The 25605-nt window shown below is 50.0% G+C and carries 19 protein-coding genes; 15 read left to right on the forward strand and 4 right to left on the reverse strand.

Going from position 1 to position 25605, the window contains the following annotated elements:
- Positions 1-511: 511 nt before the first annotated feature.
- From AAE250_RS08770 to AAE250_RS08825, 12 genes are all read left to right on the forward strand, one after another.
- On the forward strand, positions 512-1315 hold the full coding sequence (locus AAE250_RS08770) for a glycerophosphodiester phosphodiesterase family protein (protein ID WP_294596456.1): 804 nt from the start codon (positions 512-514) through the stop codon (positions 1313-1315).
- Between the two features lie 4 nt (positions 1316-1319).
- Complete coding sequence (locus tag AAE250_RS08775; protein WP_294596459.1) at positions 1320-2930, forward strand: DUF6377 domain-containing protein; 1611 nt, start codon at positions 1320-1322, stop codon at positions 2928-2930.
- Between the two features lie 288 nt (positions 2931-3218).
- A complete protein-coding gene (locus AAE250_RS08780; RefSeq protein ID WP_294596462.1) occupies positions 3219-4913 on the forward strand; it encodes an LruC domain-containing protein in 1695 nt (564 codons plus the stop codon).
- 307 nt (positions 4914-5220) lie between these two features.
- Positions 5221-5748: a DUF5004 domain-containing protein gene (locus tag AAE250_RS08785; protein WP_294596464.1), complete on the forward strand. Its 528-nt coding sequence runs from the start codon at positions 5221-5223 to the stop codon at positions 5746-5748.
- Between the two features lie 12 nt (positions 5749-5760).
- A complete protein-coding gene (locus AAE250_RS08790; protein ID WP_294596469.1) occupies positions 5761-6897 on the forward strand; it encodes a hypothetical protein in 1137 nt (378 codons plus the stop codon).
- Positions 6898-6913: 16 nt separating this feature from the next.
- Entirely contained in the window at positions 6914-9847 is a 2934-nt protein-coding gene (locus tag AAE250_RS08795) for a SusC/RagA family TonB-linked outer membrane protein (protein WP_294596471.1), read from the forward strand.
- A 23-nt stretch (positions 9848-9870) separates the two neighbouring features.
- Positions 9871-11391: a RagB/SusD family nutrient uptake outer membrane protein gene (locus AAE250_RS08800; protein WP_294596474.1), complete on the forward strand. Its 1521-nt coding sequence runs from the start codon at positions 9871-9873 to the stop codon at positions 11389-11391.
- 92 nt (positions 11392-11483) lie between these two features.
- Complete coding sequence (locus AAE250_RS08805) at positions 11484-12740, forward strand: glycoside hydrolase family 71/99-like protein (protein ID WP_294596477.1); 1257 nt, start codon at positions 11484-11486, stop codon at positions 12738-12740.
- Between the two features lie 11 nt (positions 12741-12751).
- Positions 12752-14773 (forward strand): glycoside hydrolase family 97 protein, encoded by a 2022-nt coding sequence (locus tag AAE250_RS08810; protein WP_294596480.1) that lies wholly within the window; start codon positions 12752-12754, stop codon positions 14771-14773.
- Between the two features lie 256 nt (positions 14774-15029).
- Positions 15030-15701 (forward strand): hypothetical protein, encoded by a 672-nt coding sequence (locus AAE250_RS08815; protein ID WP_294596483.1) that lies wholly within the window; start codon positions 15030-15032, stop codon positions 15699-15701.
- A 49-nt stretch (positions 15702-15750) separates the two neighbouring features.
- Positions 15751-16935, forward strand: coding sequence for an iron-containing alcohol dehydrogenase (locus AAE250_RS08820; RefSeq protein WP_294596486.1), 1185 nt, complete (start codon positions 15751-15753; stop codon positions 16933-16935).
- A gap of 65 nt (positions 16936-17000) precedes the next feature.
- Entirely contained in the window at positions 17001-17873 is an 873-nt protein-coding gene (locus AAE250_RS08825; protein WP_342288867.1) for a helix-turn-helix domain-containing protein, read from the forward strand.
- Positions 17874-17948: 75 nt separating this feature from the next.
- Here AAE250_RS08825 and AAE250_RS08830 read toward each other — a convergent pair whose 3' ends face one another.
- From AAE250_RS08830 to AAE250_RS08845, 4 genes are all read right to left on the reverse strand, one after another.
- On the reverse strand, positions 17949-18092 hold the full coding sequence (locus AAE250_RS08830) for a hypothetical protein (RefSeq protein WP_294596489.1): 144 nt from the start codon (positions 18090-18092) through the stop codon (positions 17949-17951).
- A 12-nt stretch (positions 18093-18104) separates the two neighbouring features.
- Positions 18105-19220, reverse strand: coding sequence for a DNA-processing protein DprA (gene dprA, locus AAE250_RS08835; protein ID WP_294596492.1), 1116 nt, complete (start codon positions 19218-19220; stop codon positions 18105-18107).
- A 178-nt stretch (positions 19221-19398) separates the two neighbouring features.
- Positions 19399-19809, reverse strand: a complete 411-nt coding sequence (locus tag AAE250_RS08840) for an acyl-CoA thioesterase (RefSeq protein WP_294596495.1) — start codon at positions 19807-19809, stop codon at positions 19399-19401.
- 6 nt (positions 19810-19815) lie between these two features.
- Positions 19816-21105 carry a peptidase U32 family protein gene (locus AAE250_RS08845; RefSeq protein ID WP_294596566.1) on the reverse strand — a complete coding sequence of 430 codons (1290 nt, stop codon included), beginning with the start codon at positions 21103-21105 and terminating at the stop codon, positions 19816-19818.
- A 72-nt stretch (positions 21106-21177) separates the two neighbouring features.
- Between AAE250_RS08845 and dusB the strand changes: the two genes are divergently transcribed.
- The 3 genes from dusB to AAE250_RS08860 all read left to right on the forward strand — a co-directional run bounded on the left by dusB (position 21178) and on the right by AAE250_RS08860 (position 25603).
- The gene (dusB, locus tag AAE250_RS08850) at positions 21178-22158 is read left to right on the forward strand and encodes a tRNA dihydrouridine synthase DusB (protein WP_294596498.1); all 981 of its coding nucleotides are present in this window, start codon (positions 21178-21180) and stop codon (positions 22156-22158) included.
- 26 nt (positions 22159-22184) lie between these two features.
- Positions 22185-23549: a Fic family protein gene (locus tag AAE250_RS08855; protein WP_294596501.1), complete on the forward strand. Its 1365-nt coding sequence runs from the start codon at positions 22185-22187 to the stop codon at positions 23547-23549.
- Between the two features lie 752 nt (positions 23550-24301).
- A complete protein-coding gene (locus AAE250_RS08860; RefSeq protein WP_294596503.1) occupies positions 24302-25603 on the forward strand; it encodes an ATP-binding protein in 1302 nt (433 codons plus the stop codon).
- The last annotated feature ends 2 nt before the right edge of the window (positions 25604-25605 follow it).

Below are 25605 nucleotides of genomic sequence, written 5' to 3' on the forward strand. Positions count from 1 at the left end.
ACAAAAATAGAATATATAAATTTAATAATAGCGGCCAATTCCAACTCTTTTCAAGGCCTGAAAGGTTCTGTGAAACGATTGAAACAGATTTGCAACTTTTGCAACCATCGCCCCACATTTCTTACCCTATCTTTTGCTTTTATCCTCTTTCCCTATCTCCACCCCGAAGAGAATTATCATTTAGCTACAACTCACCTTGTATTGTAATCAAAAAGACACATCGTGCACGAAAACAGTGAAATTCAGTGAAAGAATTATAAAAGAGAGAGAAGACGTAAACCCAAATTTGGAAGATATTGCCTGAAGCCTTACATTTGCAATGTGATTTTTTTCATAGTATTAGATTTAAGGTTAACAAAGGTTGGAGTACAGCGGTACTCCTTTTTTTATTTCTGCAGGCAGACTACTTATCCATTCGACACATTCGACAAGCCAATTTCCTAAAAACCAATAGAAATCATCCTAATAAACAATATATTTTAGTATTTTTGTAACGTAAATCAGTCAAAGCATGAAGAGGTTATTATATATACTATTTGCCATCATTTTACTTGGGTCCGGGTGTACTCAGCGACGGACCACACCTGCCAAGATACCTATGACCAGCGCACACCGCGGCGCCAGCGCCATTGCTCCCGAAAACACAATGGCGGCCGTAGATTCATGCATCAAATATGGCGTAGGCAACATGGAGTGCGACGTATGCATCAGCAAAGACAGCGTCTTCTACGTCCTGCACGACTCTACGCTGGACCGCACCACCAACGGGACAGGCGATATCGTCAACTGGATGTCTGCCCACATCGACACGCTGGATGCCGGCTCCTGGTTTGCTCCCGAATTTGCCGGACAGCGGGTGCTACGTTTTGAAGACCTGCTGCGCAGAGCTAAAGAAAGCGGACTAAGAGTTACTATCGACTACCGCAACGGTGACCTGCAGCAGCTATTGGCCCTCATCAAGTCCGAAGGCATGCTGGAAAACTGCAACTTCACCTTCAGCCAGGAAGAAGACATCAAAGCGTTCAAGAAGATAGCACCCGAAGTAAAAACATTGCAAGCGTACGCCAGAAGCGAAAAAGACTTAGAACGGATTGCAAAAGAAGTAGGTGCCAACATCGCCGTCGCATGGATTGACTCCCTCACCCCGCAATTTGTAGAGAAATGCCGTAAGTACAACTTGCAGGTACTGGCTTTAGTCTTAGGCTTGGACGACAAGACAGAAGACAACCAGAAAGCGGTAGACCTGGGCGTTGACATCATAGCCACAGACCGCCCGATAGAGTTCATCATGAAATACGGAAAAGCAAACCCATAACACAATGAAACTAAAACTCCTCTTTCTATTTTTATTGCTCACCATCGGCCTAAAAGGATTTTCAGCTTCTTCGCCGTTAGACACATTGCTCATACAATTGGACCAGTATCTGGAGAAAAGTACTGAATATGTCGATAAGAAAGAAGCCCGAATTGCCGAATGGCGTCGGGTTCTTGGAAAATCCGTATCTGATGAAAAACGCTACGAAGCCAGCATCCACCTTTTCGAGGAGTACAAATCTTATAAATATGATTCTGCCTATTCATACGCCCACCACTCTTTGCAACTGGCCGAACGTTTGCAAAATCCAGGATACATAGCCGAATCCAACGGAGCCATTGTCTTCTGCCTGCTTTCATCGGGCTTGTTTAAAGAAGCCTTCGACGTAATAGGAAAGATCGATATCAGCCATGTCCCGCTTGCCAACAAAATTTCCTATTATTCCTTATATAGCAGACTCTATTATGACATTGCCGACTATAACCACGAAGCTCCTTTCCAGGACGAATACATCAGGAAGGGCAGCCTTTATACGGACTCTTTATTAACCCTTTTACCGGAAAGGGGAGTGAAGTGGTGGTACTTCACCAGCCAGAAGCAGATGAAAGAACGACAATACGATGCTTGTATCTACTCCTTCAAAACCATGTTACAGCGAAAAGATGTAGACCCACACACCGAAGCCATCATCGCATCCAGTCTGGGATGGGTATACGGTGAACAGGGGGATGAAGAGCAAGCACTCACTTACTTGATACACGCCGCTATCGGTGACATCCGCTCGGCAACGAAAGAGACAACCGCCCTGCGCGTGCTGGCCGGGCTGCTCTATGAGCGTGGAGACATCAACCGTGCCAACCGATACGTAAAATCGGCCCTTGAAGATGCCAACTTCTACAATGCCCGCCAACGCAAAATAGAAATAGGCTCCATCCTGCCCATCATAGAGCAAGACCGCTTCGACATTGTAAAGAAGCAACGCAACGTGCTCATCGGCGGCATCACACTCTTCTCCATACTCTTCATTCTGCTTTTCACCGCCACCCTCATCATCTACAAGCAGATGAAGAAACTGCGTACCGCCCGGCAAACCATTGTGGAGCGCAACCAGCAACTGCAACAGATCAACGAACAGTTGTCCGAAGCCAACAACATCAAGGACGAATATATCGGCTATTCATTCTATCTGAACTCCGAGTATATCGGAAAGATGGAGAATCTCTACAAGATGATAAACCGCAAGATTGCTGCCAAGCAATTCGATGACCTGCGCACCTCGTTCAAAGAATCGACCCTGAACAATGAACGAGACAACATGTACGCTTCCTTCGACGAAACGTTCCTGAAGCTATTTCCAGGGTTCATTACTGCCTATAACAAACTCTTTCCTCCCGGAGAAAACAGCCATAATGAGAATGGCCAGTCACTCACTCCCGAAATGCGCATCTTCGCCCTCATCCGTCTGGGCATCTGCGAAAGCGAACGCATCGCCAAGTTCCTGAACTATTCCGTCCACACCATCAACACCTACAAAACACGGGTAAAGAATAAATCCATCGTGTCCAACGAACAGTTTGAAGCTAAAATTATGGAGATAGCAGCGGTAACTCTTTAAGTTCCAGGTTTGCTCAGGTTCACTCAGGTTTGTTCAGGTTCATTTCCCGAGTGCTTACACATTATACAAGAGATACGTCATCAAACAAGCAACTTCTTAATAATAAATATATTACAATACGTCAACTTTCTATTTTCATTATATAAAACAACCAACTATTCCTTTTCCTGAATCAAGTGTGTACTTTTGTATCAAAATGTTACACCTCAAAACAAAGAAAAAAAAATGAGACACAACTTGATTCTAAACGTATGCGGCACAGTGCTTTTATTGTTGGTAACTAGCTGCATGGAGAAAACAGACTTGTACAATCCCGAAAGGATTAATGAAGAAATCAAAGCCAGTTTTGACTTTAGGACAACGGTAAATTGTCCGGTAGAAATAACTCTCGGTCGGGAAGCTCTAATTCGCATTTATGCGGACAATCCTGAAAAGGCAAATGACTCCAAACAACTTTACGTTGCCTACACCGACAAGAACGGACACTACAATGGCAAGATGACTTTGCCAAGCGAATACATCGGCAAAACAGTATATGCCAGCGCTTACGGCATCAATATTCCTGCTACGGTATCTACCGAAGGACTGAAATTCAATGTTGCCAACAATCTGGCAAGTACCCGCGCACTAACAGCAGACATAGATTTATGCACAAAGTTAAAGCAGAAATTCATGGACCGCTTACCTGAAAATAAGAATAACACAAGCCAGTTGGAGAATGTGGACAACATCAATCTAAAGGTAGTAGAGAGCGATACGGAAGTACTATTCTCTTTTGTTTACTCGGGTGCAAGCCGTACTGCACAGATATACTATTATTATTATCCCACAGATTTCAATACGAACCAAGGGGGTAACCCAGGCAGCCAGAACTATTTTTATAATGCCGAAAAAGGATATGGAGACTACGAGCGTATAATAAGCAGATTCAAAAATGATAAGTTCCTGCTGACCAAAGGATATGGAGACAACGGCTACATCAATATCAGCAATAATAACAAAACAGGTTTTAGCATCCCAGTACAATTCTACGGCGAAGACGGAAACGCTACAACAGGCAGCAATTTCCCTGAAGGATACTCCATCGGCTTCTTTATCATTTCGAGTTGGCCGGACGTGTTCGAACCTATATTCACTGACTGGTGGTGCAATTCCCACCAAGACGGCGGTATCAAACATCACACCAATCAGTGGCAACATAACAACAAGCAAGCCGTTCGCTTCAAAGACTCGGAAAGCGGAAAAATTATTTTCGGCTTCGAAGACATAGCGCTCAATGAAACAACAGAGGATAAGTGCGACTTCGACTACAACGACTTCCTGTTTCTCATCACCACCAGTCCCGACATCGATAAAGAAGATATACCGGAACTGAATGAAGATATTACCGAATCAGTTGAAGGCACCCTCCTCTACGAAGACCTCTATCCTTCCGAAGGAGACTATGACATGAACGATGTTATCATAGAATATACCTGGACGAAATACTTCGATGGCAGTAACAAACTGACGAAGATAGACTATGAATTCACCCCGGTGCATGATGGTGCCAGCTATACCAGCAACTTTTCACTAATGATAGACGGCTACGTGAACCAGCCCATCGAAATATTTGAGGACCACAAGGCATCTCTGAACCAGGCATTCCGAGGCAGTATCACCGAAGGCATTGCCGGTAAACAGAAAGATGATATATCCTGGGAGAGCTTCAACCCCTTTATCACCGTAACCGGAAACGGTCGCGAAGTACATCTCACCAAGAAAAAAGCATCTGCCAATGCCAACCTGGATGGACTGGACGAGTATCAGAAAAACTATGTCTCTGGCATTGGAGAGTATCCGTTTGCCATGAATATCCCCAGAAAAGGTTTCATCCCTGTAACCGAGAGTCAAAGAATAGAAACAGATTATCCGGACTACAAGCATTGGGCAGAAACGAAAGGGAAAGAAAACACGGATTGGTACAACCATCATAAGCAGTAATATGGATTTTTTAGATTAATTGGGGTTTTACCTAATTTAGAGTGGGAAGAGGTCGTATAAACGACCTCTTTTCTCAGTATACAGGCTTATATTCCACTTATACAACCTGAGAGGCAAGACAAAGTCAAACATCTATTTATTAAACAATTAGCATCTGGTACATCCTTTAATTCGTTATACAAACCGTAGGTATTTTCCAGTTCTCCCTTCAATCCTATACTTTTGCAATGTCAACCGGAAGAAACGGCTTCCGCTGACCAATGCATTGTAATAGTTAACCTGATTTATTTACTTAAAATTACAACCTATGAAGGCATTCAAGACTATCCATGCTTTTCTATTGTTTTCGTTACTCGTCACTGGGCTGTGCCTCACGGCCTGCAACGATACCGAAGACGGATCTTACGTAGCCCCCATCACCCTGGGTGAGAAAATCAACGGCAAATGGGTGCTCTCTTCCATGAAACAAGTAGATGAAATCGCTGCCAAGGATATCGACCTGAGCGGGCAACTCGATTTCATGTCATTCAACATCGACTTGCAAGCCGATGCTGAAAACAATCCTACCACTTTCAGCGTAACGGGTAATGCGCCTGCCCTGCTACCCGCATCGGGAAACTGGGAAATGGAACACCCTTTCACCAACTCCGACGGTACACCTGCCCGGATATTCCTTTATTCAGGCAGCGACAAGAGCCAAAAGGCCGCAGTACTGACCGTGACCGCTACTCCGGGAGCCAACCGCATCCTGGAATTCAAGCTGACCCGCAAGCAGAAAGGTCAGGCATTCGTTTCATACATCTATAACCTGGTACCCGCTACCGCAAACAAGTAAGGAGGAGTGAATATGAAGAAAATCTTATCTTTCGCCATCGTGCTGATGTGCACACTGTTGCCTACAAAATTATGGGCGCAAGTAGAAGCCGGTTCTCCTTACAAGATATGGACAGACCCGGTAGTTTACCGTGCTTCCGACCAGGTGACCTGGTACTTCGACATGACCGACACCAAGTTCAAAGCCGGCGAAGACCTCTACCTCTGGAGCTGGGCGCCGAGCGAACCCGATGCAGGCAACTGGGACAGCTCCTCGGACTTTGCCAAGCTGACCTACTTGGGCGATAACATCTACGCCATGACCATGATTCCCGAGAAATACTACGGCGTGCCCGCAGCCGATATGAACGCCAACGATGACATCTTCTGGGGACGACTGAAAAACAAAAACGGTAGCACCCAAAGTGACGTATTCCAAGTAAACACCTCGCACGCAGATTGGATAGCCTTCCAAGAGAGCGGCGAAGCCTGGAAGTCCTTCCCCGAGAAGTTCGGATTGAAAGACCCGTTCTCTCTCCTGGTAGACATCAACAAACTGGTATTTGCCGGAAAAGCCGGCGGACTGAACGACATCAGTTGGGAGTCCCTGCACTTCCATAGCGGACTGGATGACTGGAGCGTATCTCAAGAAGCACAGATGTGGCTGCCGGAAATCGTAGAGAAGACCAAACTTACCCATGTAGAAGGTAGCATCTACCGCATGGACCTGGTTCCGATGGAGTACTACGGCGTGGAAAGCGACTATGAGGCCGAGAACATCGCCTGGCTCATCACTACCCATAACCCCGACTGGGCAGGCACCAGCCCCGATGCCGTCCTGAAAGCTGCCGCCGCTGCGCCTTATCCCGACCCGCAGTTCTCTTTCTTCCCGCAGAAGTTCAGTGCACTGGACATCCTCACACTGACCCGCCAATACAATGGGAAGACCGACGGTGACCTAAGCTACACCATCACCGCCGGAGAGAAGACCATCACGGGAACACTGATAGGCAACCGCGACAAGCGCGAAACCGTAATCAATCTGGCTAAAGAACTGGCAGGAATGACCAGCCTCACCAAGATCCACCTGAAGATAACGAACAGCAATGACGTAACGGTAGTCGATACCGACCTCCCACTCGTTCCGCTGTCGGAAATCACTTACGAATAATCAAACCGGAAAAGATATGAAAAACAAAACCATATATACCATTTGTTCCCTCTTCACGCTACTCGTACTGCTGGGAACAAGCCAAAACCTGTTGGCACAAAACATCACAGCTACCGGTAAGGTAGTAGACAAAAACCAGGAGCCACTGATTGGCGCCAACGTAAAGGTAACGGGCACTCAAGGCGGCACCATCACCGGGCTGAACGGAGACTTCACCCTGAGTTGCCCGCAAGGAAGTACCCTCGAAATATCCTTTATCGGATTCATCACCCAACAAGTGCCCGCCGGCAGTAACCTGACCATCACCATGCAGGAAGATGCCATCGCACTGGAAGAGACAGTGATTGTGGGTATCGGTTACGGAACCATGCGTAAAGGCGACCTCACCGGTTCCATCGCATCCGTCAGCGCCAAGGACATGAAACAGGGCGTCATCACCAGTGCCGAGCAATTGCTGCAAGGCAAAGTAGCCGGCCTCTCCGTAGTGCAAAGCTCCGGTGCGCCCGAAGCAGGTGCCAGCATCCGCCTTCGTGGCGGTACGTCGCTCTCCGCCAGCAACGGCCCGCTGATTGTAGTGGACGGCATCCCCGGTGTGGACATGAACTCCGTGCAACCCACAGAGATTCTCTCCATCGACGTGCTGAAGGATGCCTCGGCAGCTGCCATCTACGGTTCGCGCGGTGCCAATGGCGTCATCATCGTCACCACCAACCGCGCTTCCACCGACATGGAACAGAAGAGCATACAGTACAACGGTTATGTAGCTATCGGCCAAACCGCCAAGCATATGGACCTGCTTAGCGCCAACCAATGGAGAGCCTACGTACGCGACAACAACATAGGCAACGCCATCGACTACGGTTACGACACCGACTGGCAGGACGAACTGGAACGTACCGCCATCTCGCACTCGCACAACGTATCTATCAGCAACTCAAAGAAGGAAAGCGGTTATCGCGCCTCTATCACTTACCAGGACAATCAAGGCGTCATCAAGCGCAACGACATGAGCCGCCTGGCAGGTAGCCTCGCCGCCTATCAGACCGGATGGGATGGACGCCTACGCATCGAAGCCGGTATCAACGCCAACTTCGATAAATGGAACCCCATCGACACGCGTATCTTCGAACGCATGGCAAACATGAACCCGACGTTCCCCGTCCGCAACCCCGACGGCAGCTTTGCCCAGATAGGCGGAACGAACACCGAGAACCCGGTAGAACTGAACACCAACCGCACCGACGACCAGAAACGCCATCGCTTCCTGGGCTACGGAAAGGTAGAACTGGAACTGCTGAAAGGACTGAAGGGCGTAGCCAACGGCTCATACGAATACCAATCCACCGAAGGCGGACTCTACAAGCCCACCTATGCACAGTTGGAAGGACAAAGCGAAAAAGGCTGGGGACAACGCACCCATGGCGAATACAACAACCAGCAACTGGAAGCCTACCTGAACTACGACGTAACACTTGCCGAGATTCATAAACTGAACGTAATGGGCGGTTATTCTTACCTGAAGACCACTGCCGAAGGTTTTGGCTCCACCCGCAGCGGTTTCGATACGGATGCCTTCGGTTACAACAACTTGGCTGCCGGTAGCGACTTCCGCGCCACGGACGTTTACTCCTACAAGAACGAATCGAAACTGATCTCCTTCTTCGGCCGCGTGAACTACAACCTGATGGGTAAATATATGCTGACGGCCACCGTCCGTCACGACGGTTCCAGCCGCTTCGGCGACAATCACAAGTGGGGTACCTTCCCGTCCGTCTCCCTGGCATGGCGCCTCAGCGACGAAGCCTTCATGCAAGGCACTTCCGGCTGGTTGAACAACTTGAAACTGCGTGCAGGCTACGGCGTGACGGGTAACCAGAACGGTATAGAGCCCTATAAGTCGCTCGCCATCTTGAGCGCCGACGGAGCCAGCTACTACGATGCCACCACCGGCACCTGGAAGAAAAGCTACGTACAGGCACAGAACACCAACCCCGATTTGAAGTGGGAATCTACCGCCCAGCTGAACATCGGTCTGGACTTCGGCCTGCTGAACCGCATCAACGGTACTATCGAATACTATCATAAGAAGACGAGCGACCTGCTCTGGACCTATCCTGTTCCACAACCTCCTTACCTGGTGGGCACCATGCTTGCCAACGTGGGTGACTTGGTGAACAAAGGTCTGGAAGTAACCCTGAATGCCAACATCTTGCGCGAAAGAGACTTGACACTGGATGCCAACGTCAGTTTTGCCTACAACAAACAGGAGATTACAAAACTCTCTAACGACACCTATCAGGCAGTAGGCCTGCAAGCCGGTTCGCTCCACGGACTGCGCGGCATGTCGGGACAATACTCGCAGATTATCAAAGAAGGTTATCCTGCAGGCGCCTTCTACGGACCGAAGTGCCAAGGAATTGATGAAAACGGCAAGTACATCATCAACCGCGATGAAGACGGTAATCCGATCAGTGAATATCTGGGCAGTGCCATGCCCAAGTTCAACCTCGGCGTCGGTATCAACCTGGCGTATAAGGACTTTGACCTCGCCGTAGCGGGTTATGGTATGTTCGGACAGAAAGTACTGAACGCCACCCGCATGGCAATGTTCGACCCCACCCGCCTCCCGGCACAGAACGTACCCGACGACTTGCTGACCAGCGGCGTCAAGGACGACCTCATTTTCTCCAGCTATTTCATCGAGAAAGGCGACTTCTTCCGCCTGCAATCCGTCACCTTGGGCTACACCATTCCGGGTGTCAAGAAGATAGGCTTGCAAAAAGTGCGCTTCTACCTCACGGGCGAAAATCTTTTCTGCATCAGCGGATATAGCGGCATCGACCCCGAAGTCTCCATCCCCGATAACGTGCTCGACGGCCCCGGCATCGACTGGTTCAACAGCTATCCGCGCCCGCGCACTTACTCTATCGGTGTAAACATCTCGTTCTAAAAAACTCGTAATCAAAAGAAACTATGAATAAGAAATATCTATCCACCCTGCTTATTTCTTCGCTGCTGTTCGGCGCATGCACCGACCTGGGCGAGACATTATACGACAAGGTATCCATGGACGACTACGGCAAAACTCCCGCCGAAGTACAAACCATCGTTTCGGGAGCCTACGCTACCCTGCGCGGATACGGCGCCGACACGCCCGAAGGTAACGGCGTAAACTGCTACCCCACATGCGAATACGTATTCTTCCTCGAAGAGTGTGCTTCTGACGAAGCCTGCATACCGACCCGCGGCACCGACTGGTACGATGGCGGACGTTACCAGCAAGTACAGTTCCACACCTGGACACCGGACAACCAGATGGTACTTAGCGCTTGGCGCTACTCCTTTACCGGCGTATCCAAAATCAATGCCATCATCTACCAGGTAGAAGCTTCCGAACTCTCTGACGAAGCCAAAGCCAGCGTGACAGCAGAGCTACGCGGACTGCGTGCCTACTACTATTGGCAACTGGTGGACAAGTTCGGCAACGTGCCCATCACCACGGATTTTACCGAAACCGACCTGCCTACCACTTCCAGCCGTGCAGCAGTGTTCAGTTTCATAGAGCAAGAGTTGAAAGAGATTCTGCCGTTGCTGCCCACAGGCGTACAATACGGACGCTTCACTCAAAACGTAGGCTATACGCTGCTGGCCCGTCTTTATATCAACTCCGAAGTCTACACCGGCACCCCGCGCTGGCAAGACTGCCTCGACGCTTGCGAGAAAGTGACCGGATATAGCCTCGCCGCTTACTTCGACAACTTCGCCATTCAGAACGAAACGTCACCCGAAATCATCTTTGCCATCCCCTACGACCACAAACAAGGCACCGTAGGCAACTATCTGGCATCCATGACCTACCATTACAACCAGAAGGTAGCCTTCGACCCGAACGGCGTTTACCAATGGTGCGGTAACGGTATCTGTGCCCAGCCGGGCATCTACTCCTCATTCGAGGCAACCGACGTACGCCGCCAATCGCTGCTCATCGGCCAGCAAAAGAGCGCCAAAGACGGCAGCGACGTGCTGATGGACAACGGCGAACCGCTGAACTATACCGAAACCATCGAGAACTACACCAATGCCTTGCAGAACGAAGGTGCCCGCCTGGACAAATATGCCTGGGCACCCAACGATGCCTGGGAACGCGACAACGACTGGGTACTGATGCGCTACGCCGAAATCCTGATGATGCAAGCCGAGTGTAACTTCCGCCTGGGCTATCCCGATGCAGGTCTGCCCTACATCAACCAGGTGCGTACCCGCTCCGGCGTGGCTGCGCTGACCTCGCTCACCGAAGAGGCGCTGGACAAGGAATGGTTGCGCGAATTTATCTTCGAAGGCATGCGCCGCACGGTAAATATCCGCTTCGGCACCTTCTTCAAAGCATGGTGGGAAAAAACAGATGACCCGGCAGACAAGCATACCGGCATCTTCCCCATTCCGAAGGAAGAACGTGACAAGAACCCGGGATTGACGCAGAATCCGGGATATTAATAAGAAGTTTTTTAGTGTCGGCACCTGATGTTCCGAGAGCATCATATGTCGACACTGATTCAAATAAATAACCAGTTTAATATATCCTCATAATGAAACCATTTGTATATACCCTCCTACTGGCAGCCCTCCTATTGGCAAGCACTGCTTGCGGCAGTGAGAATGGCAATTCCGGCGGTGGAGGTGGCGATGGCGGTAAGGAACTGCCCGGCGCCCTCGATCCTGCCAATGTAGTAAAAAGCAACCCGATGAAACTCTATGTCCACTACATGCCCTGGTTCGAGACTCCCGCTACCTCAGCCGACAAGAAGTGGGGGCAACATTGGACAATGGCCACCTGCAATCCCGACCAAAAGGATGCCAACGGACGGCGGCAGATAGCCTCGCACTATTATCCCCTCATCGGGCCCTACGCCTCGAGCGACGCCACGGTACTGAACTATCACCTGCTGACGATGAAATACTCCGGAATAGACGGCATCATGATAGACTGGTATGGCACGCAGGACAAATATGACTATGCCGCCAACCGCCGCAATACCGAAGAAGTAGTGAAAGCCGCCGAACGTGTCGGCCTGCAATTCGCCATCGTCTACGAAGACCAGACGCTTTCCGAACTGCCGGACAACAGTTCCAAAGTGGTGCAAGCCATCCGCGACATGCAGTACCTGCAAACCAACTTCTTCGGTAAAGTGAATTATGTAAAAGCAGACAGCAAACCCCTACTCCTCGTCTTCGGCCCGCAAGCCATCACGACACCCAAAGACTGGACAAGCGTTTTCGGCAATCTGTCCGTCAAACCCACCTTCGTAGTGCTGAACAACCATCTGCACCTGGCCAATAACGCCAGCGAGAAGAACGCTGCCGGCGAATACCTGTGGGTGAACCCCGACCCAGCTTCTTATTATAGCAAGACGGGCGACATGGAGCTCTGCATAGGCGGTGCCATGCCTGGCTTCTACGACTATTACAAGCAGGGAGGATGGGGCAACAGCTACACCACCTACGATGCCGAAAACGGGGCCCTCTTCGACCGACAACTTGCTGCCGCCAAAAGTGCCGGACTGGACTATCTGCAAATCAGCACCTGGAACGACTTCGGCGAAGGCACCACCATAGAGCCCGCCGAAGAGTACGGATACAATTACCTGACCAAGCTGCAACAGTTCTCCGGGACATCTTACAACGAGCACGTGTTGAAGCAGATCTACCGTTGGTACACACTGAAGCAGCAATATGCAGGCGACAAAGGCGATGCGGCCAAATATCTGTCGCAAGTCTTTTACTATTTTATAGCTCTGCAACCCGACAAGGCAGAAGAATTGATGAACGAATTAAATAATTTATAATATAAATAGGTATGAATATAGATAGATTAAAACGGCTAACCGGCAATTGCCTCTGTGCTCTGTTACTGACCGCGTGTAGTAGCGGAACAGCAGAAACCTTGCAGTCGCCCGACGGTCGGCTCAGCCTGACAGCCGGAGTGAAGGACGGCTGTCCCTACTACTCGCTGGCACAAGGTACGGAAACCCTCATCAACCCCTCCGCCCTCGGCTTCATCCTCGAAGACGGACCGCTGGACGATAACTTCCGCCTGAAAGAGGTACGCCATAGCACCTTCGACGAAACTTGGGCACAGCCTTGGGGCGAGGAAGTGGAAGTACGCAACCACTACAACGAGCTGACCCTCGACCTGGAGGAACGAAACGGACTGAAGCGCCGTCTCAGCATCGTATTCCGGCTCTTCGATGACGGACTGGGATTCCGCTACGTTTTCCCCGAACAGGAGAACTTGAAGCAATTCGTCATTATGGATGAGAAAACCGAATATGCTTTCCCTTGGGATGCCAAAGCATGGTCTATTCCCACCAATGGTACCAAGTATTACGAAGCCCTCTTCACCGCTTCGCCGCTCAGCCGGAAAGATACCATTTCCACCCCCGTCACCCTGGAAGTGAACGACAGCCTCTACATGGTGTTGCACGAAGCCGATCTGACGGACTACGCCAGTCTGAACCTGACACCCGGAACTAACAAACAGGAAAAAGGCGTGACGCTTCGCGCCGCCCTTACCCCTTGGAGCACGGGCGAGAAGGTATTTGCCGCCGCTCCCTTTGCCACGCCTTGGCGTACGATTATCGTGGGCAAGACACCCGGCGACCTCATGCTCTCGCGGCTGATGCTGAATCTCAATGAGCCTTGCAAGCTGGAAGACACTTCCTGGATAGAACCGGGACGCTACGTCGGCATCTGGTGGGGTATGCACATGGAGAAGTATACTTGGGCACAAGGTCCCAAACACGGGGCAACCACCGCCAACACCATGCGCTATATCGACTTTGCCGCCAAGCACGGCTTCAGCGGTGTGCTTGTTGAGGGTTGGAACTACGGCTGGGACGGCGACTGGACGGAGAACGGCGATGCCTTCAGCTTCACCAAACCTTATCCGGATTATGACCTGAAGAAGCTGGCTGACTATGCCCGTCAGAAAGGTGTACGCCTCATCGGTCACAACGAAACGGGCGGAGCCGCCACCAACTATGAGCAACAATTGGACAGTGCCTACGCTCTCTACCGTTCACTCGGTATCAATGCCGTAAAGACCGGCTACGTCAACCCGATGCTCGACCATAAGGAGCTACAACATAGTCAGTACGGCGTGCGCCACTACCGCAAGGTCATCGAAACCGCCGCCCGCTACGGAATCATGATAGACAACCATGAGCCCGCCATGCCCACCGGCTTGCAGCGTACTTATCCCAACCTGATGACCCAGGAAGGTGTGCGCGGACAAGAGTACAATGCCTGGAGTCCCGACGGCGGCAATCCGCCCGAACATACTTGTGTCCTTCCCTTCACCCGTGGACTGGCAGGACCGATGGACTTTACTCCCGGCATCTTCAATTTCCGGAATCCGGTTTTCCCCGGTACCCATCCGCAGACTACGCTTGCCAAGCAGTTGGCACTGTACGTAGTGCTATTCAGCCCCTTGCAGATGGCAGCGGATATGATAGAGAATTATGAAAACCAGCCGGCATTCTCGTTCATCACTTCTTGCCCCACAACCTGGGCAAAGACGGTAATACCGGATGCAAAGATCGGCGAGTTCGTCACCATTGCACGCAAGGACCGCAATAGCGAAGATTGGTTTGTGGGCAGCATCACCGATGCCGAAGCCCGCACGCTAGAGTTACCGCTCGATTTCCTGAGCCTGGGTGCCAGCTACAAGGCCACTGTCTATGAGGACGGCGAAGGAGCCGATTACAAGACGAATCCCTATCCCGTGAAAATAACCGAAGAAGAAGTAACGGCAGACAGCATACTGACACTACAGTTGGCACCAGGCGGAGGAACAGCCATACGGATTGAAAAACTGTAGGACACCGCTCAATACCTTAGATATTCATATAATTAGGCACGGATTACACAAGTCTCACGTAATCCGTGCCTGATTATATAAATGCACATCTAGAATTCCTAGGCTTGCCACACCAGGAGCCGGACAATTAAACAGATATGCCTTCGTCTCTGGACTTCTCAGCAAAGTACATTTGAACGAATAAGAAAACCGGAGTCGCTTCTTTCCGCCTTATCTTTGCCGTCAGAAAATTCAAACCCTTTAAAATGTAGAGATAATGAAATTCTTAAAGCAAATCAAGAAAACAGTGTGGGCCGTCCTCTCCCTCCTCTTCATTGCCGGAGGAATATCCACCGCCAGCGGACAACGGAAGTACACCAACGCGGACTTCTACAAGAACGGCATTTTCCAAGAAGACAAGGCAAAGGAGGCTGTCAGGCAACTGATACTTGCCCACGGCGAACTTTACACCCCGCTGATAGACAAGCAGCTTTGGGTGAGCGACTTCGGCCTGGGCGACTACGAGCACGTGGGCTTGGCCAGCGTTACGTGGTTCAACGACCCCGTGCACAGCTACTTCGCCATGACCATGTATCTGCTGCCCGGACAGATGATTCCCGAACACATCCACCGCCCGATAACGGAAGCGCCTGCCCGCCCTGCCAAATATGAGTCGTGGAAAGCCGTCCGGGGATGGGTGTACAACTTCTCGGAAGTAGGGACACCCACCCCCAATCCGCCCGCCATCCCGCCCTCCTTCGGAAAGGTTATCAGCAAGAGCTTCTCTGTCATGAAGGCAGGAGAGACACAACCGCTGAAGAAGACCGAAACCTGGCACTTCATGATGGCAGGGCCGGAAGGTGCCATTGTCGATGAATACGGCGTGCATCATGACCGCCGGGGGTGGTTCAGCTCCAATCCGAAGGCGCATCCGACGAAGAAGCTGTAAAATGATAAATACAATAATGAACATCTCAATAAATAATATCTCAAGAAGAATGAAAGACTTTAATTTTTATGCTCCAACCGAAGTGGTGTTTGGAGCAACTGCCGAAGAGCAGACCGGGAAACTGATAAGACGGTATGGCGGAAAGAAAGTATTGGTGCACTACGGCGGAAAGAGCGTGGAACGCTCCGGACTGCTCGACAAGGTGTGCCGGTTGTTGGAAGCGGAAGGCCTGGCATACGTCAAGTTAGGCGGCGTTGTCCCCAACCCCCGTCTCTCGATGGTGCATGCGGGCATCGGGCTGTGCCGCAAGGAGAACATTGATTTCATCCTCGCCGTGGGCGGCGGAAGCGTCATCGACTCCTCCAAAGCCATCGCCTACGGAGTGCCTTACGACGGTGACGTGTGGGACTTCTACACCGGCGCAGCCGAACCACACGCCACTCTCCCCGTAGGCACCGTGCTCACCATCCCGGCCGCAGGCAGCGAGATGAGCAACAGCAGTGTCATCACCAACGAAGCGGGAGGCATCAAGTTGGGTTACTCCAACAACATCGCCCGCTGCAAATTCGCCGTAATGAACCCCGAACGGAGCTACACCCTGCCGCCCTACCAGACGGCATGCGGAGCGGTGGACATCATGATGCACACCATGGAACGCTACTTCTCGCACGAGGACGACATGACACTGACCGACGAACTGGCAGAAGCCTTGCTGCGCACCGTGAAGGACAGCACGCTCGAAGTGCTTGCCTGCCCCACGGACTACCGCCACCGCGCCCAAATCATGTGGGCAGGCAGCCTTGCGCACAACGACCTGACGGGTTGCGGCACCGTGGGCGACTTCGCCACCCACATGCTGGAGCACGAGCTCAGCGCCCTCTTCGACGTGGCTCACGGCGCGGGACTGGCAGCCGTCTGGGGCAGTTGGGCACGCTATGTATATAAGGAGAACATCGCCCGGTTCGTCCGCTTCGCCGTCAACGTCATGGGTATCACCAACGACTTCACCCGGCCCGAACACACAGTGCTGCTCGGCATCCGGGCAATGGAGGACTTCTACCGCACCATCGGCATGCCCACCACTATCAAGGAACTTATCGGCAGGGACATCACCGACGAAGAGACAGACAAGATGGCGGACAAGTGCAGCCACAACGCCACCATCACCGTGGGGAACTTCAAGAAGCTAAGCCGCGAGGACATGAAAAACATCTACCGGCTGGCAAGCAAGTAAGAGGAGCGCATCTGTCATTCAGGGAGGACTATGCTGAATGGCAGATGCTAATAATAAGTATATATTTGCTTAATTCAGAAACGAATACCTATCTTTGCACCACTATTACCATACGCATCCTCATGGACGAAGAAATACATGATAACTACATCGACACCTTTTTCCGCTGCATAACGGAGAAGAACAAGGTTTGCGAAAACATGATTACCGACCACATGCTTGCCTACGTCGTGTCCGGCGAAATGATACTGCAGACCACCGACAAGCGAACCCTCCTCAAGAACGGTGAAGCCGTATTCATCCGCCGCAACCACCTGGTGCGCAAGATAAAGCAACCGGGACGTAACGGCGAACCCTTCAAAGGCCTCTTCCTCCATCTGAGCGCCTCCTTCCTGCGGAAACTCGCCCGGCAGATAATGATTCCCAACGTGCAGCCGGACAAGGCACTGCTCAACGCCCTGCAGATACCGATACCCGCCCATCCCTTCCTGACGGGGCTTTTCCAGTCATTGGACAAGTACTTCAGCATGGGGCAGTACCCCTCCAAAGAACTGGTGGAAGCGAAACTGCACGAAGCCGTCTTGGTGATACTGCAACTGAAGCCCTCCCTCGGCAGCCTCCTCTTCGACTTCAAGGAGCAGTGGAAGCCCGATTTGAAGGAGTTCATGGACAAGAACTTCATGAGCGACCTCACCGTGGAGGAGTTTGCCCACTACACCGGCAGAAGCCTCTCCACCTTCAAGCGCGACTTCTCCGAAACCTACAAGGAAACACCGAACCGCTGGATTGTGAAGCGCCGTCTGGAAAAAGCCTACACCCTGCTGCAGACCCACCACGAACAGCCTTCGGAGGTCTATCTGAAAGTAGGGTTCAAGAACCTGTCCCATTTCTCCACGGCTTTCAAGAAGCAGTTCGGGGTGGCACCGTCGCTGATTTGAGAACCCCACTTTTGTATTTTATTTAATAGATTGCACTTGATGCAACAGAGGTCGAACACCTCGATGTTGAAATTCTTAACGCCCGTCTTCTCCCATGCAGCCCAATCCGCCGTAAAGGCTGTCCTGTTTCAAATAACCAGCTTCGGTAATAGCCTCTTGTGAATAGAGTTTCATAGTACTGAACAAGCACGCTAAAACGATGAAAAATAGTTTATTCATATCAAATATAAGTTAGTTTAAATGATAAATCCCGCCCACCATTGTCTTCACCACCCCTTTCATTTCCAACTCAAAGAGTAGCGCACTCATACGGTTTACAGGTATATCGGCCTCTACTACCAGGGCGTTGATATGCAGATCCCCCTGGCGCGTAAGGATGCGGACAACGAGCTCTTCCTCTTCCGTCAGTTCGGGGAAGAGATTGCGCTGAATACCTGCTTGTTTGGCATGCTGTTCCGGTTCCACCCATCCCATGGTTCGTACAAAGTCCTCGGCATTCTGAATAAGGGCGGCCTTGTTGTCACGTATCAACTGATTGCAGCCAATGGAAGAGGCATCCGTGACGCGTCCCGGAACGGCAAAGCAGTCGCGGTGGTAGCCTTCGGCCAGCTCGGCGGTGATGAGGGAGCCACCTTTGACAGCGGACTCTACTACGATGGTGGCATCGCTCATACCTGCCACGATGCGGTTGCGGCTGACAAAGTTATGCCGGTCGGGATTGGTTTCGGTGAGGAACTCGGTAAGCAGACCGCCGGTTGCCAGCATATCGATGGCTGTTTTACGATGAACATAGGGATAGATGCGGTCCAGTCCGTGGGCAAGGACGGCAACGGTGGAGAGATTGTTTGCCAATGCCGCACGATGGGCATGGATGTCGATGCCGTAAGCCAAGCCGCTCACTACAAGTACATCGGGACAAAGGGCGGACAAATCGTGCAGAAAGTCGGCACAGAACTGTTTGCCGTAGTCCGTAGCACGGCGAGTGCCTACCATGTCGATGACATGAAGGCGGTTGAGGTCGGTGTTGCCTTTAAAGAAAAGAACAGCCGGAGCATCCTCACACTCACGCAGGCGGGAAGGGTAAGCCTCGTCCTTCAAAGTCAGACAGGAGAGGCGGTTTTTCTCTACGAATTCCATCTCCCGCTCGGCACGCAGGAAGGCAGCGGGGCAATCGAGTGCCGTCACTACCGAAGGACTTATCCCGGGAAGAAGTTCGGGAAGCTCTTTCCGCTGATGGAATACCTGGGCGGCACTGCCTATACCGTCAATTAAACGTTTTGCCCCGATATGTCCTATACCGGGGCAAAGCGTGAGGGCTATACTGGAAACGCGTTCGTCGCTATTCATTGATATGTGTTTTTATAGGATGGATACTCCGTGATGACAGACACTGGTGCTTGTCATGACAGACACTGGCGTTTGTCGTGATAGACACTGGTGTTTGTCAGGATAGACACAAGTGTCTGTCAGGATGAACACTGGCGTCTGTCAAAGCAAACATAAGTATCTGATAAGCAAGTGTTTGTCATTCCGTTTTCAGATAGGGAGCGAAGAGTTTGTCGAACAGTTCGCTGTCGGACAAACGTCCGTTCACTACGCAGACGGTTTCTACAATCCCTTTCAGGGCAACTTTATGGTCGCTTTTACGGAAGATGTCTTGGTAGAAAACATACTTGATGCCTTCTTTCTTTATATACAGTTTGGAGATGAATTCATCACCGCTCTTCAAGGGCGTTTTGAATGCCATGTTGATGCGCGCCACCACCGGGTCTACTCCCTGCTCGTGCAGCGCGGCAAAGCTGACGCCCGTAGATAATAGGAATTCATGGCGTGTATGCTCCAGATAATGCTGGTAGTTGGCGTTGTTGACGATGCCTTGCAGGTCGCATTCGTAGTCGCGGACTTTCATCGTCAGTTCGTAAATGTACTTTTCCATATCCTATCAACCTCGCTTTTGTTCTACATCCAGCCCCTTGAACTTCTTCAGTTCTTCAACGGAGACCAACTTATAAAGTTTGTCGCTGGGACGTATTTTGGGCGATTTCATCGAGAAATGTTGCCCTTTGCACACAGTGTGCACCGGCTTCAGATCAACGCGAGCTTCGTCCAAAGTCAGGAATTCGGCGCCCGTTGTAGGCCCTGTTATCAGCAGCTTGTCTCCTACGCTGATTTCGGCTGCCTCTACCAGAAATTCTGCCACGCCGATGTTGGAGAAATAGCGGATGCCTTTGCCCACGTAGATCTTGCGCTCCGTAGCGGCAGAGCCGTAGTTCTTGGTCCATTCTCCGAGGCGCTGCCCCAGGTAGTAGCCGTCCCAAAAGCCGCGGTTGAATACGGTTTTCAGGCGTTCGTCCCAAGCGGCAATCTTCTCGTCGGTGAACGTATCGTCCAGATAGGAGCGAATGGCTTCCTTATAGCATTCCACCACCGTGCGTACATACTCCGGTCCGCGGGCACGGCCTTCAATCTTGAAGACACGCACGCCGGCATCCAGCATCTTGTTCATAAAGTGGATGGTCTTCAGGTCCTTGGGCGACATGATGTACTGGTTGTCAACTTCCAGTTCCACATCCGTCTCCTTGTCGCGCACCACGTAGCTGCGGCGGCATACTTGCATACAAGCGCCACGGTTGGCGGAGTGGTTCATCTCGTGCAGAGAGAGGTAGCACTTGCCGCTGACGGCCATGCATAACGCACCGTGGCAGAACATTTCGATGCGTATCTGCTGTCCGCTCGGTCCGCAGATGTTCTCTTCACGGATATGGCGATAGATTTCAGCCACTTGTTCCAGGTTCAGCTCGCGCGCCAGCACCACTACGTCGGCAAACTGGGCATAGAAACGGAGCGCTTCCACATTGCTGATGTTGAGCTGCGTACTGAGGTGCACTTCCTGCCCTATCTGTCGGGCATAACTCATCACCGCCACATCGGCCGCAATCACGGCGGAGATGCCCGCAGCCTTTGCGGCATCTACAATGGTGTGCATCAACACAATGTCCTGGTCGTATATAATAGTATTGACGGTGAGATAGCTCTTCATCCCATGCTCGTCGCAGGTTCGGGCAATCTCGCGCAGGTCGTCGATCGTAAAGGTATTTGCCGAACGGGCGCGCATATTCAGGTTCTCGATGCCGAAATAAATAGAGTCCGCACCCGCTTGTATGGCTGCCGCAAGAGACTCGCGCGAGCCGACGGGTGCCATGATTTCAAAGTCAGTGATTGAGGGTTTCATCATTTCTTTTTGAATTAGAGTATGCAAAGGTAGGCTTTTTTCCGTACTTTTGCGGATAAATTCCTCCAGAATATGAAGATTAAAGACATAGACCTGGGCCCGCGCCCCATCCTCCTCGCCCCAATGGAGGACGTCACCGACCCTGCCTTCCGCCTGATGTGCAAGCAGTTCGGTGCAGATATGGTATATACGGAGTTCGTATCTGCCGACGCACTGATACGCTCCGTCAACAAAACCGAACAGAAACTGAATATCAGCGATGCCGAGCGCCCCGTAGCCATACAGATATATGGGCGGGACACAGAAACAATGGTAGAAGCGGCGCGCATTGTAGAGCAAGCCCACCCCGATATACTCGACATCAACTTCGGCTGCCCCGTGAAACGCGTGGCAGGCAAAGGTGCCGGTGCAGGCATGTTGCAGAATATCCCCAAGATGCTGGAAATCACCCGTGCCGTAGTAGATGCGGTGAAGATACCCGTCACCGTAAAGACCCGCCTGGGCTGGGATGCAAGCAACAAGATCATCGTCGAACTGGCCGAGCAACTACAAGACTGCGGTATCTCCGCCCTCACCATCCACGGCCGCACCCGCGCACAGATGTACACCGGCGAAGCCGACTGGACGCTCATCGGTGAAGTAAAAAAGAACCCGCGCATGCACATCCCCATCATCGGCAACGGCGACGTCACCACTCCCCAACGTGCCCGTGAGTGCTTTGACCTCTACGGCGTGGATGCTATCATGATAGGCCGTGCCAGCTTCGGCCGCCCGTGGATATTCAAGGAAGTAAGGCATTATCTGGAAACCGGCGAAGAACTCCCCCCGCTCAGCAGCGAATGGCGTCTGAACGTGTTGCGGCAGGAAGTGGAGGACAGCGTTAATCTGCTGGATGAACGCCGAGGCATCCTGCACGTGCGCCGCCACCTGGCAGCAAGCCCGTTATTCAAAGGCATTCCCAACTTCCGGGAGACGAGAATAGCCATGCTGCGCGCGGAAACAAAGGAAGAGTTGTATCGCATCTTCGACGAAATCGGTCCGCTACTACCTTGATTCAAATTCAAAATAACGTTCTTACTATGAAATCAGAAAACAACCGCATAGAATACAAACTACATCTCACCGATGATTTAGAAAAAGAGGCTGTCGCCTTTTTAAACTATAATGAAGGAGGGATTATATACATTGGCGTTCACAAAACAGGAACCCCCATTGGGGTTGAGGATATAGATGGCGAGATGCTAAAAATTAAAGATCGCTTAAGAAACAACATCATGCCATCTTGCATGGGACTATTCGATGTAGCAATAGAGAACATTGAGTCAAAGGATGTAATCAAAATTACTTTTGCCAGTGGACCGGAAAAACCATATTATATCAAAAAGCACGGCATGTCGGAGAAAGGTACATTTATACGTGTCGGAACGGCGGCAGAACCTATGCCGGTAAGAATCATCGAATCACTATTCTCAAAACGTACCCGAAACTCTATCGGTAAAATCAAGTCATTAAACCAACGTCTCACGTTTGAGCAACTTAAGATATATTATGAAGGTGCCAATAAAATACTAAACCAACAATTTCCATCTAATCTTGAATTACTTACAGAAGATGGACAATATAATTATGTAGCTTATCTATTGGCAGATGTAAATGGGATATCCATAAAAGTAGCAAAATATGCCGGATTGGATAGAGCAGACTTAATTGAGAATAATGAATACGGTTATTGCTCATTAGTAAAAGCGACAAAAATGGTGCTGGATAAGATTGAAGTAGAAAACAAGACATTAGCTAAAATTACTCCCAAGGAACGGGAAGAAAAGAAATTATGGAATCCGGTAGCCTTACGTGAAGCTATAATCAATGCAATAGTCCACAATGACTATAGCTCGGAAATACCACCTAAATTTGAATTTTTCGATGATCGGCTTGAAATAACCTCTTTTGGCGGTTTGCCACAAGGCATTACAGAAAAAGAGTTTTTTGAAGGTTATTCTGTTCCGCGGAATAAAGAATTAATGCGCGTTTTCAGAGATTTAGATTTAGTTGAGCATTTAGGTTCAGGTGTGCCCCGCATTCTGAGAAGCTATGAAAAAGAATGTTTCAAATTTACAGAAAACTTCTTAAGGATGACCTTCCCAGCCCTTGAACAAGTCACCCCGCAAGTCACCCCGCAAGTCACCCCGCAAGTCACCCCGCAAGTTGAAGAACTTATTAGAATATTGGACCAAGAGATGAATAGACAAGAAATACAGAATAAACTAAAGCTATCGGACAGAGAGCATTTCCGGTTAAGTTATCTAAAACCTGCATTAGATTTAGAACTTATCGAAATGACAATACCCGATAAACCTAATAGTAGCCTACAAAAATACCGCTTGACAAAGAAAGGTGAACTAATAAAAGGCACCAGGAAACAAGAGGGACACACATTCTTCTAAAGCCCTTTATTACGAGCGGTTTCCCCAACGTAATCCTCCGGAATATAAAGGAGAAACAGAGGAACATAATGTCCTAAATGCAGCTTTCCCCTATCTGTTTTGTCTCTTTGCCTTATCCGTTTCTTCGTCCTTGGGCTCGAGGCTGTTCGGGGGACGGTTGCGGGCTGTACAGCCCTCGTATGGGAACCGTTCGGCCCACAGCCGAGGGACAAAGAAACAGATAAGGGCGAAGGGGATTATGCACAAGGCTGAAGGACAAAACTGACAAAGCAGATGCGTATTCTTCTTTAGGACAGAAGAACAAAAGAACATACTTAGCATCATTCCTTCTTCTGTTCTTATGTTCTTTTGTCTATCTGTTTCGGTTCAGAAATGCAGAGGTAAACGCCGAAAAGCCCTATATTTCGTGTTAATAGATGTTATTTAGCCACGTTTGTAGAAAGCTTGCAAGGAGAGAGTATAACAACTGTATATAAGCGAGTTACAATAAGAACATGTTAAATATTAGTCTCAAAAAGCGTGCTGGTAACCATTTACCGTCACGCTACCAACACGCTTACCAACACGCATTAATATCATGGTAATCAATTGACTACATACAAGAGTGACGGAGTGTTGGAGATAACATCAAAAACATTCATTTAAGAAAAAGAACCAGGTGCTCAATATTTCCCGTCACTTTCTTTGCAAAAGAGAAAAGAAAGCGTATTTTTGTCTTTGCAAGAAAGAAACATTTCGAAGAAACTGTCTTTATGAAGAAGAAAGAACTGCTAAAACAACTGATTGCGAGCTTCCAGCATTCAGTGCCGATGGAAGTTTATCCGCGTGAACTGAAATTGCCGACAGACAGCGGAAAGATTATCACAGTACCGGGAGTCCGCCGTTGTGGTAAGTCCTCTCTATTTCTATTAGTTATCAACCAATTGCTTACCGAGAAGCACATCCGAAAGGAACAGATACTGTTCTTAAACTTCGATGACGAACGTCTGCAATTCAATGCTGAGAACCTGGACGAGATATTACAAGCCTATCGTGAATTATACCCTGACATTCCTCTGAAAGATGCCTATCTCTTTTTTGATGAAATACAGATGGCAAAAGACTGGCAGCAATTTGTACGCAGAATCTACGAACAAGAATGCAAACATATCTTCATTACAGGCAGCAACTCGCGTATGCTTTCTTCCGAACTTTCGACTTCTCTGCGTGGACGGACTTTGCAATATGAAGAATTCCCTCTTTCATTCCGGGAATACTGCTCGTTCAAAGGGATAGATACTAACTTTTATATTCCCGAACATCGGGCACGCATCACCAATGCTTTCAAGGAATACCTGCATCAAGGTGCTTTTCCTGAAGTTGTGCTTGCCGCTCCCCTACTGAAAGAGCGTATCTTACAAGAGTATTTCTTCGTCATGCTATACAAAGACTTGGTAGAACGGTATGAGATAAAGAACCCCGAACCGGTACGATACTTCATTAAAAGAGTAATGAGCAATCTGACAAAACCTACCTCTATCAATCGTATCTACAACGAACTGAAATCCCAAGGCGTCAGCATCGGAAAGAATACGTTGTACGATGTGATAGTACAAACCGAATCTATCTATTTGTTCTTCGCACTGACTAAATATGAACCTTCGCTCGTCAAAGAAAGCAGTGGCGACAAGAAGTATTACTGTATTGACAACGGGCTGCGTTCCGTCTTGCTCAATCCCCAAAGTGAAGACAACGGAAAGTTGTTGGAAAATGCGGTTTACCTGCATCTGCGCCGGAATCTGTCGGTAGAAGCCGGTCTGCATTATTACAAAGGTAAGAAGGAGTGCGACTTTGTGCAGACTTCTCATGGAGAGGTAATCCACCTGATTCAAGTGACCTACTCTCTCCATGATGAAGACACGCGCGCCCGTGAAGTGGAAAGTATTCTGGAAGCTGCACAAGCTACGGGATGCCGCGATTTGCTTATTCTTACTTTAGAAGAAGAGGAAGAAATAGAGAAAGGCAACCATACCATCCGGGTACTTCCCGTTTGGAAGTGGATGCTGGCAGAGTAAGT

The organism is Bacteroides sp. GD17 (genome assembly GCF_038448625.1).
Classification (GTDB): Bacteria; Bacteroidota; Bacteroidia; order Bacteroidales; family Bacteroidaceae; genus Bacteroides.

Excerpts from the sequence above, each read along its gene's own strand:
- AAE250_RS08820 (WP_294596486.1), top strand. The coding sequence starts at position 15,751 with ATGAAAGACTTTAATTTTTATGCTCCAACCGAAGTGGTGTTTGGAGCA.
- AAE250_RS08795 (WP_294596471.1), top strand. The coding sequence starts at position 6,914 with ATGAAAAACAAAACCATATATACCATTTGTTCCCTCTTCACGCTACTC.
- AAE250_RS08855 (WP_294596501.1), top strand. The coding sequence starts at position 22,185 with ATGAAATCAGAAAACAACCGCATAGAATACAAACTACATCTCACCGAT.
- AAE250_RS08790 (WP_294596469.1), top strand. The coding sequence starts at position 5,761 with ATGAAGAAAATCTTATCTTTCGCCATCGTGCTGATGTGCACACTGTTG.
- AAE250_RS08780 (WP_294596462.1), top strand. The coding sequence starts at position 3,219 with ATGGAGAAAACAGACTTGTACAATCCCGAAAGGATTAATGAAGAAATC.
- AAE250_RS08810 (WP_294596480.1), top strand. The coding sequence starts at position 12,752 with ATGAATATAGATAGATTAAAACGGCTAACCGGCAATTGCCTCTGTGCT.
- AAE250_RS08830 (WP_294596489.1), bottom strand. The coding sequence starts at position 18,092 with ATGAATAAACTATTTTTCATCGTTTTAGCGTGCTTGTTCAGTACTATG.
- AAE250_RS08840 (WP_294596495.1), bottom strand. The coding sequence starts at position 19,809 with ATGGAAAAGTACATTTACGAACTGACGATGAAAGTCCGCGACTACGAA.
- dprA (WP_294596492.1), bottom strand. The coding sequence starts at position 19,220 with ATGAATAGCGACGAACGCGTTTCCAGTATAGCCCTCACGCTTTGCCCC.
- dusB (WP_294596498.1), top strand. The coding sequence starts at position 21,178 with ATGAAGATTAAAGACATAGACCTGGGCCCGCGCCCCATCCTCCTCGCC.
- AAE250_RS08845 (WP_294596566.1), bottom strand. The coding sequence starts at position 21,105 with ATGAAACCCTCAATCACTGACTTTGAAATCATGGCACCCGTCGGCTCG.
- AAE250_RS08800 (WP_294596474.1), top strand. The coding sequence starts at position 9,871 with ATGAATAAGAAATATCTATCCACCCTGCTTATTTCTTCGCTGCTGTTC.
- AAE250_RS08770 (WP_294596456.1), top strand. The coding sequence starts at position 512 with ATGAAGAGGTTATTATATATACTATTTGCCATCATTTTACTTGGGTCC.
- AAE250_RS08785 (WP_294596464.1), top strand. The coding sequence starts at position 5,221 with ATGAAGGCATTCAAGACTATCCATGCTTTTCTATTGTTTTCGTTACTC.
- AAE250_RS08775 (WP_294596459.1), top strand. The coding sequence starts at position 1,320 with ATGAAACTAAAACTCCTCTTTCTATTTTTATTGCTCACCATCGGCCTA.
- AAE250_RS08805 (WP_294596477.1), top strand. The coding sequence starts at position 11,484 with ATGAAACCATTTGTATATACCCTCCTACTGGCAGCCCTCCTATTGGCA.
- AAE250_RS08815 (WP_294596483.1), top strand. The coding sequence starts at position 15,030 with ATGAAATTCTTAAAGCAAATCAAGAAAACAGTGTGGGCCGTCCTCTCC.
- AAE250_RS08860 (WP_294596503.1), top strand. The coding sequence starts at position 24,302 with ATGAAGAAGAAAGAACTGCTAAAACAACTGATTGCGAGCTTCCAGCAT.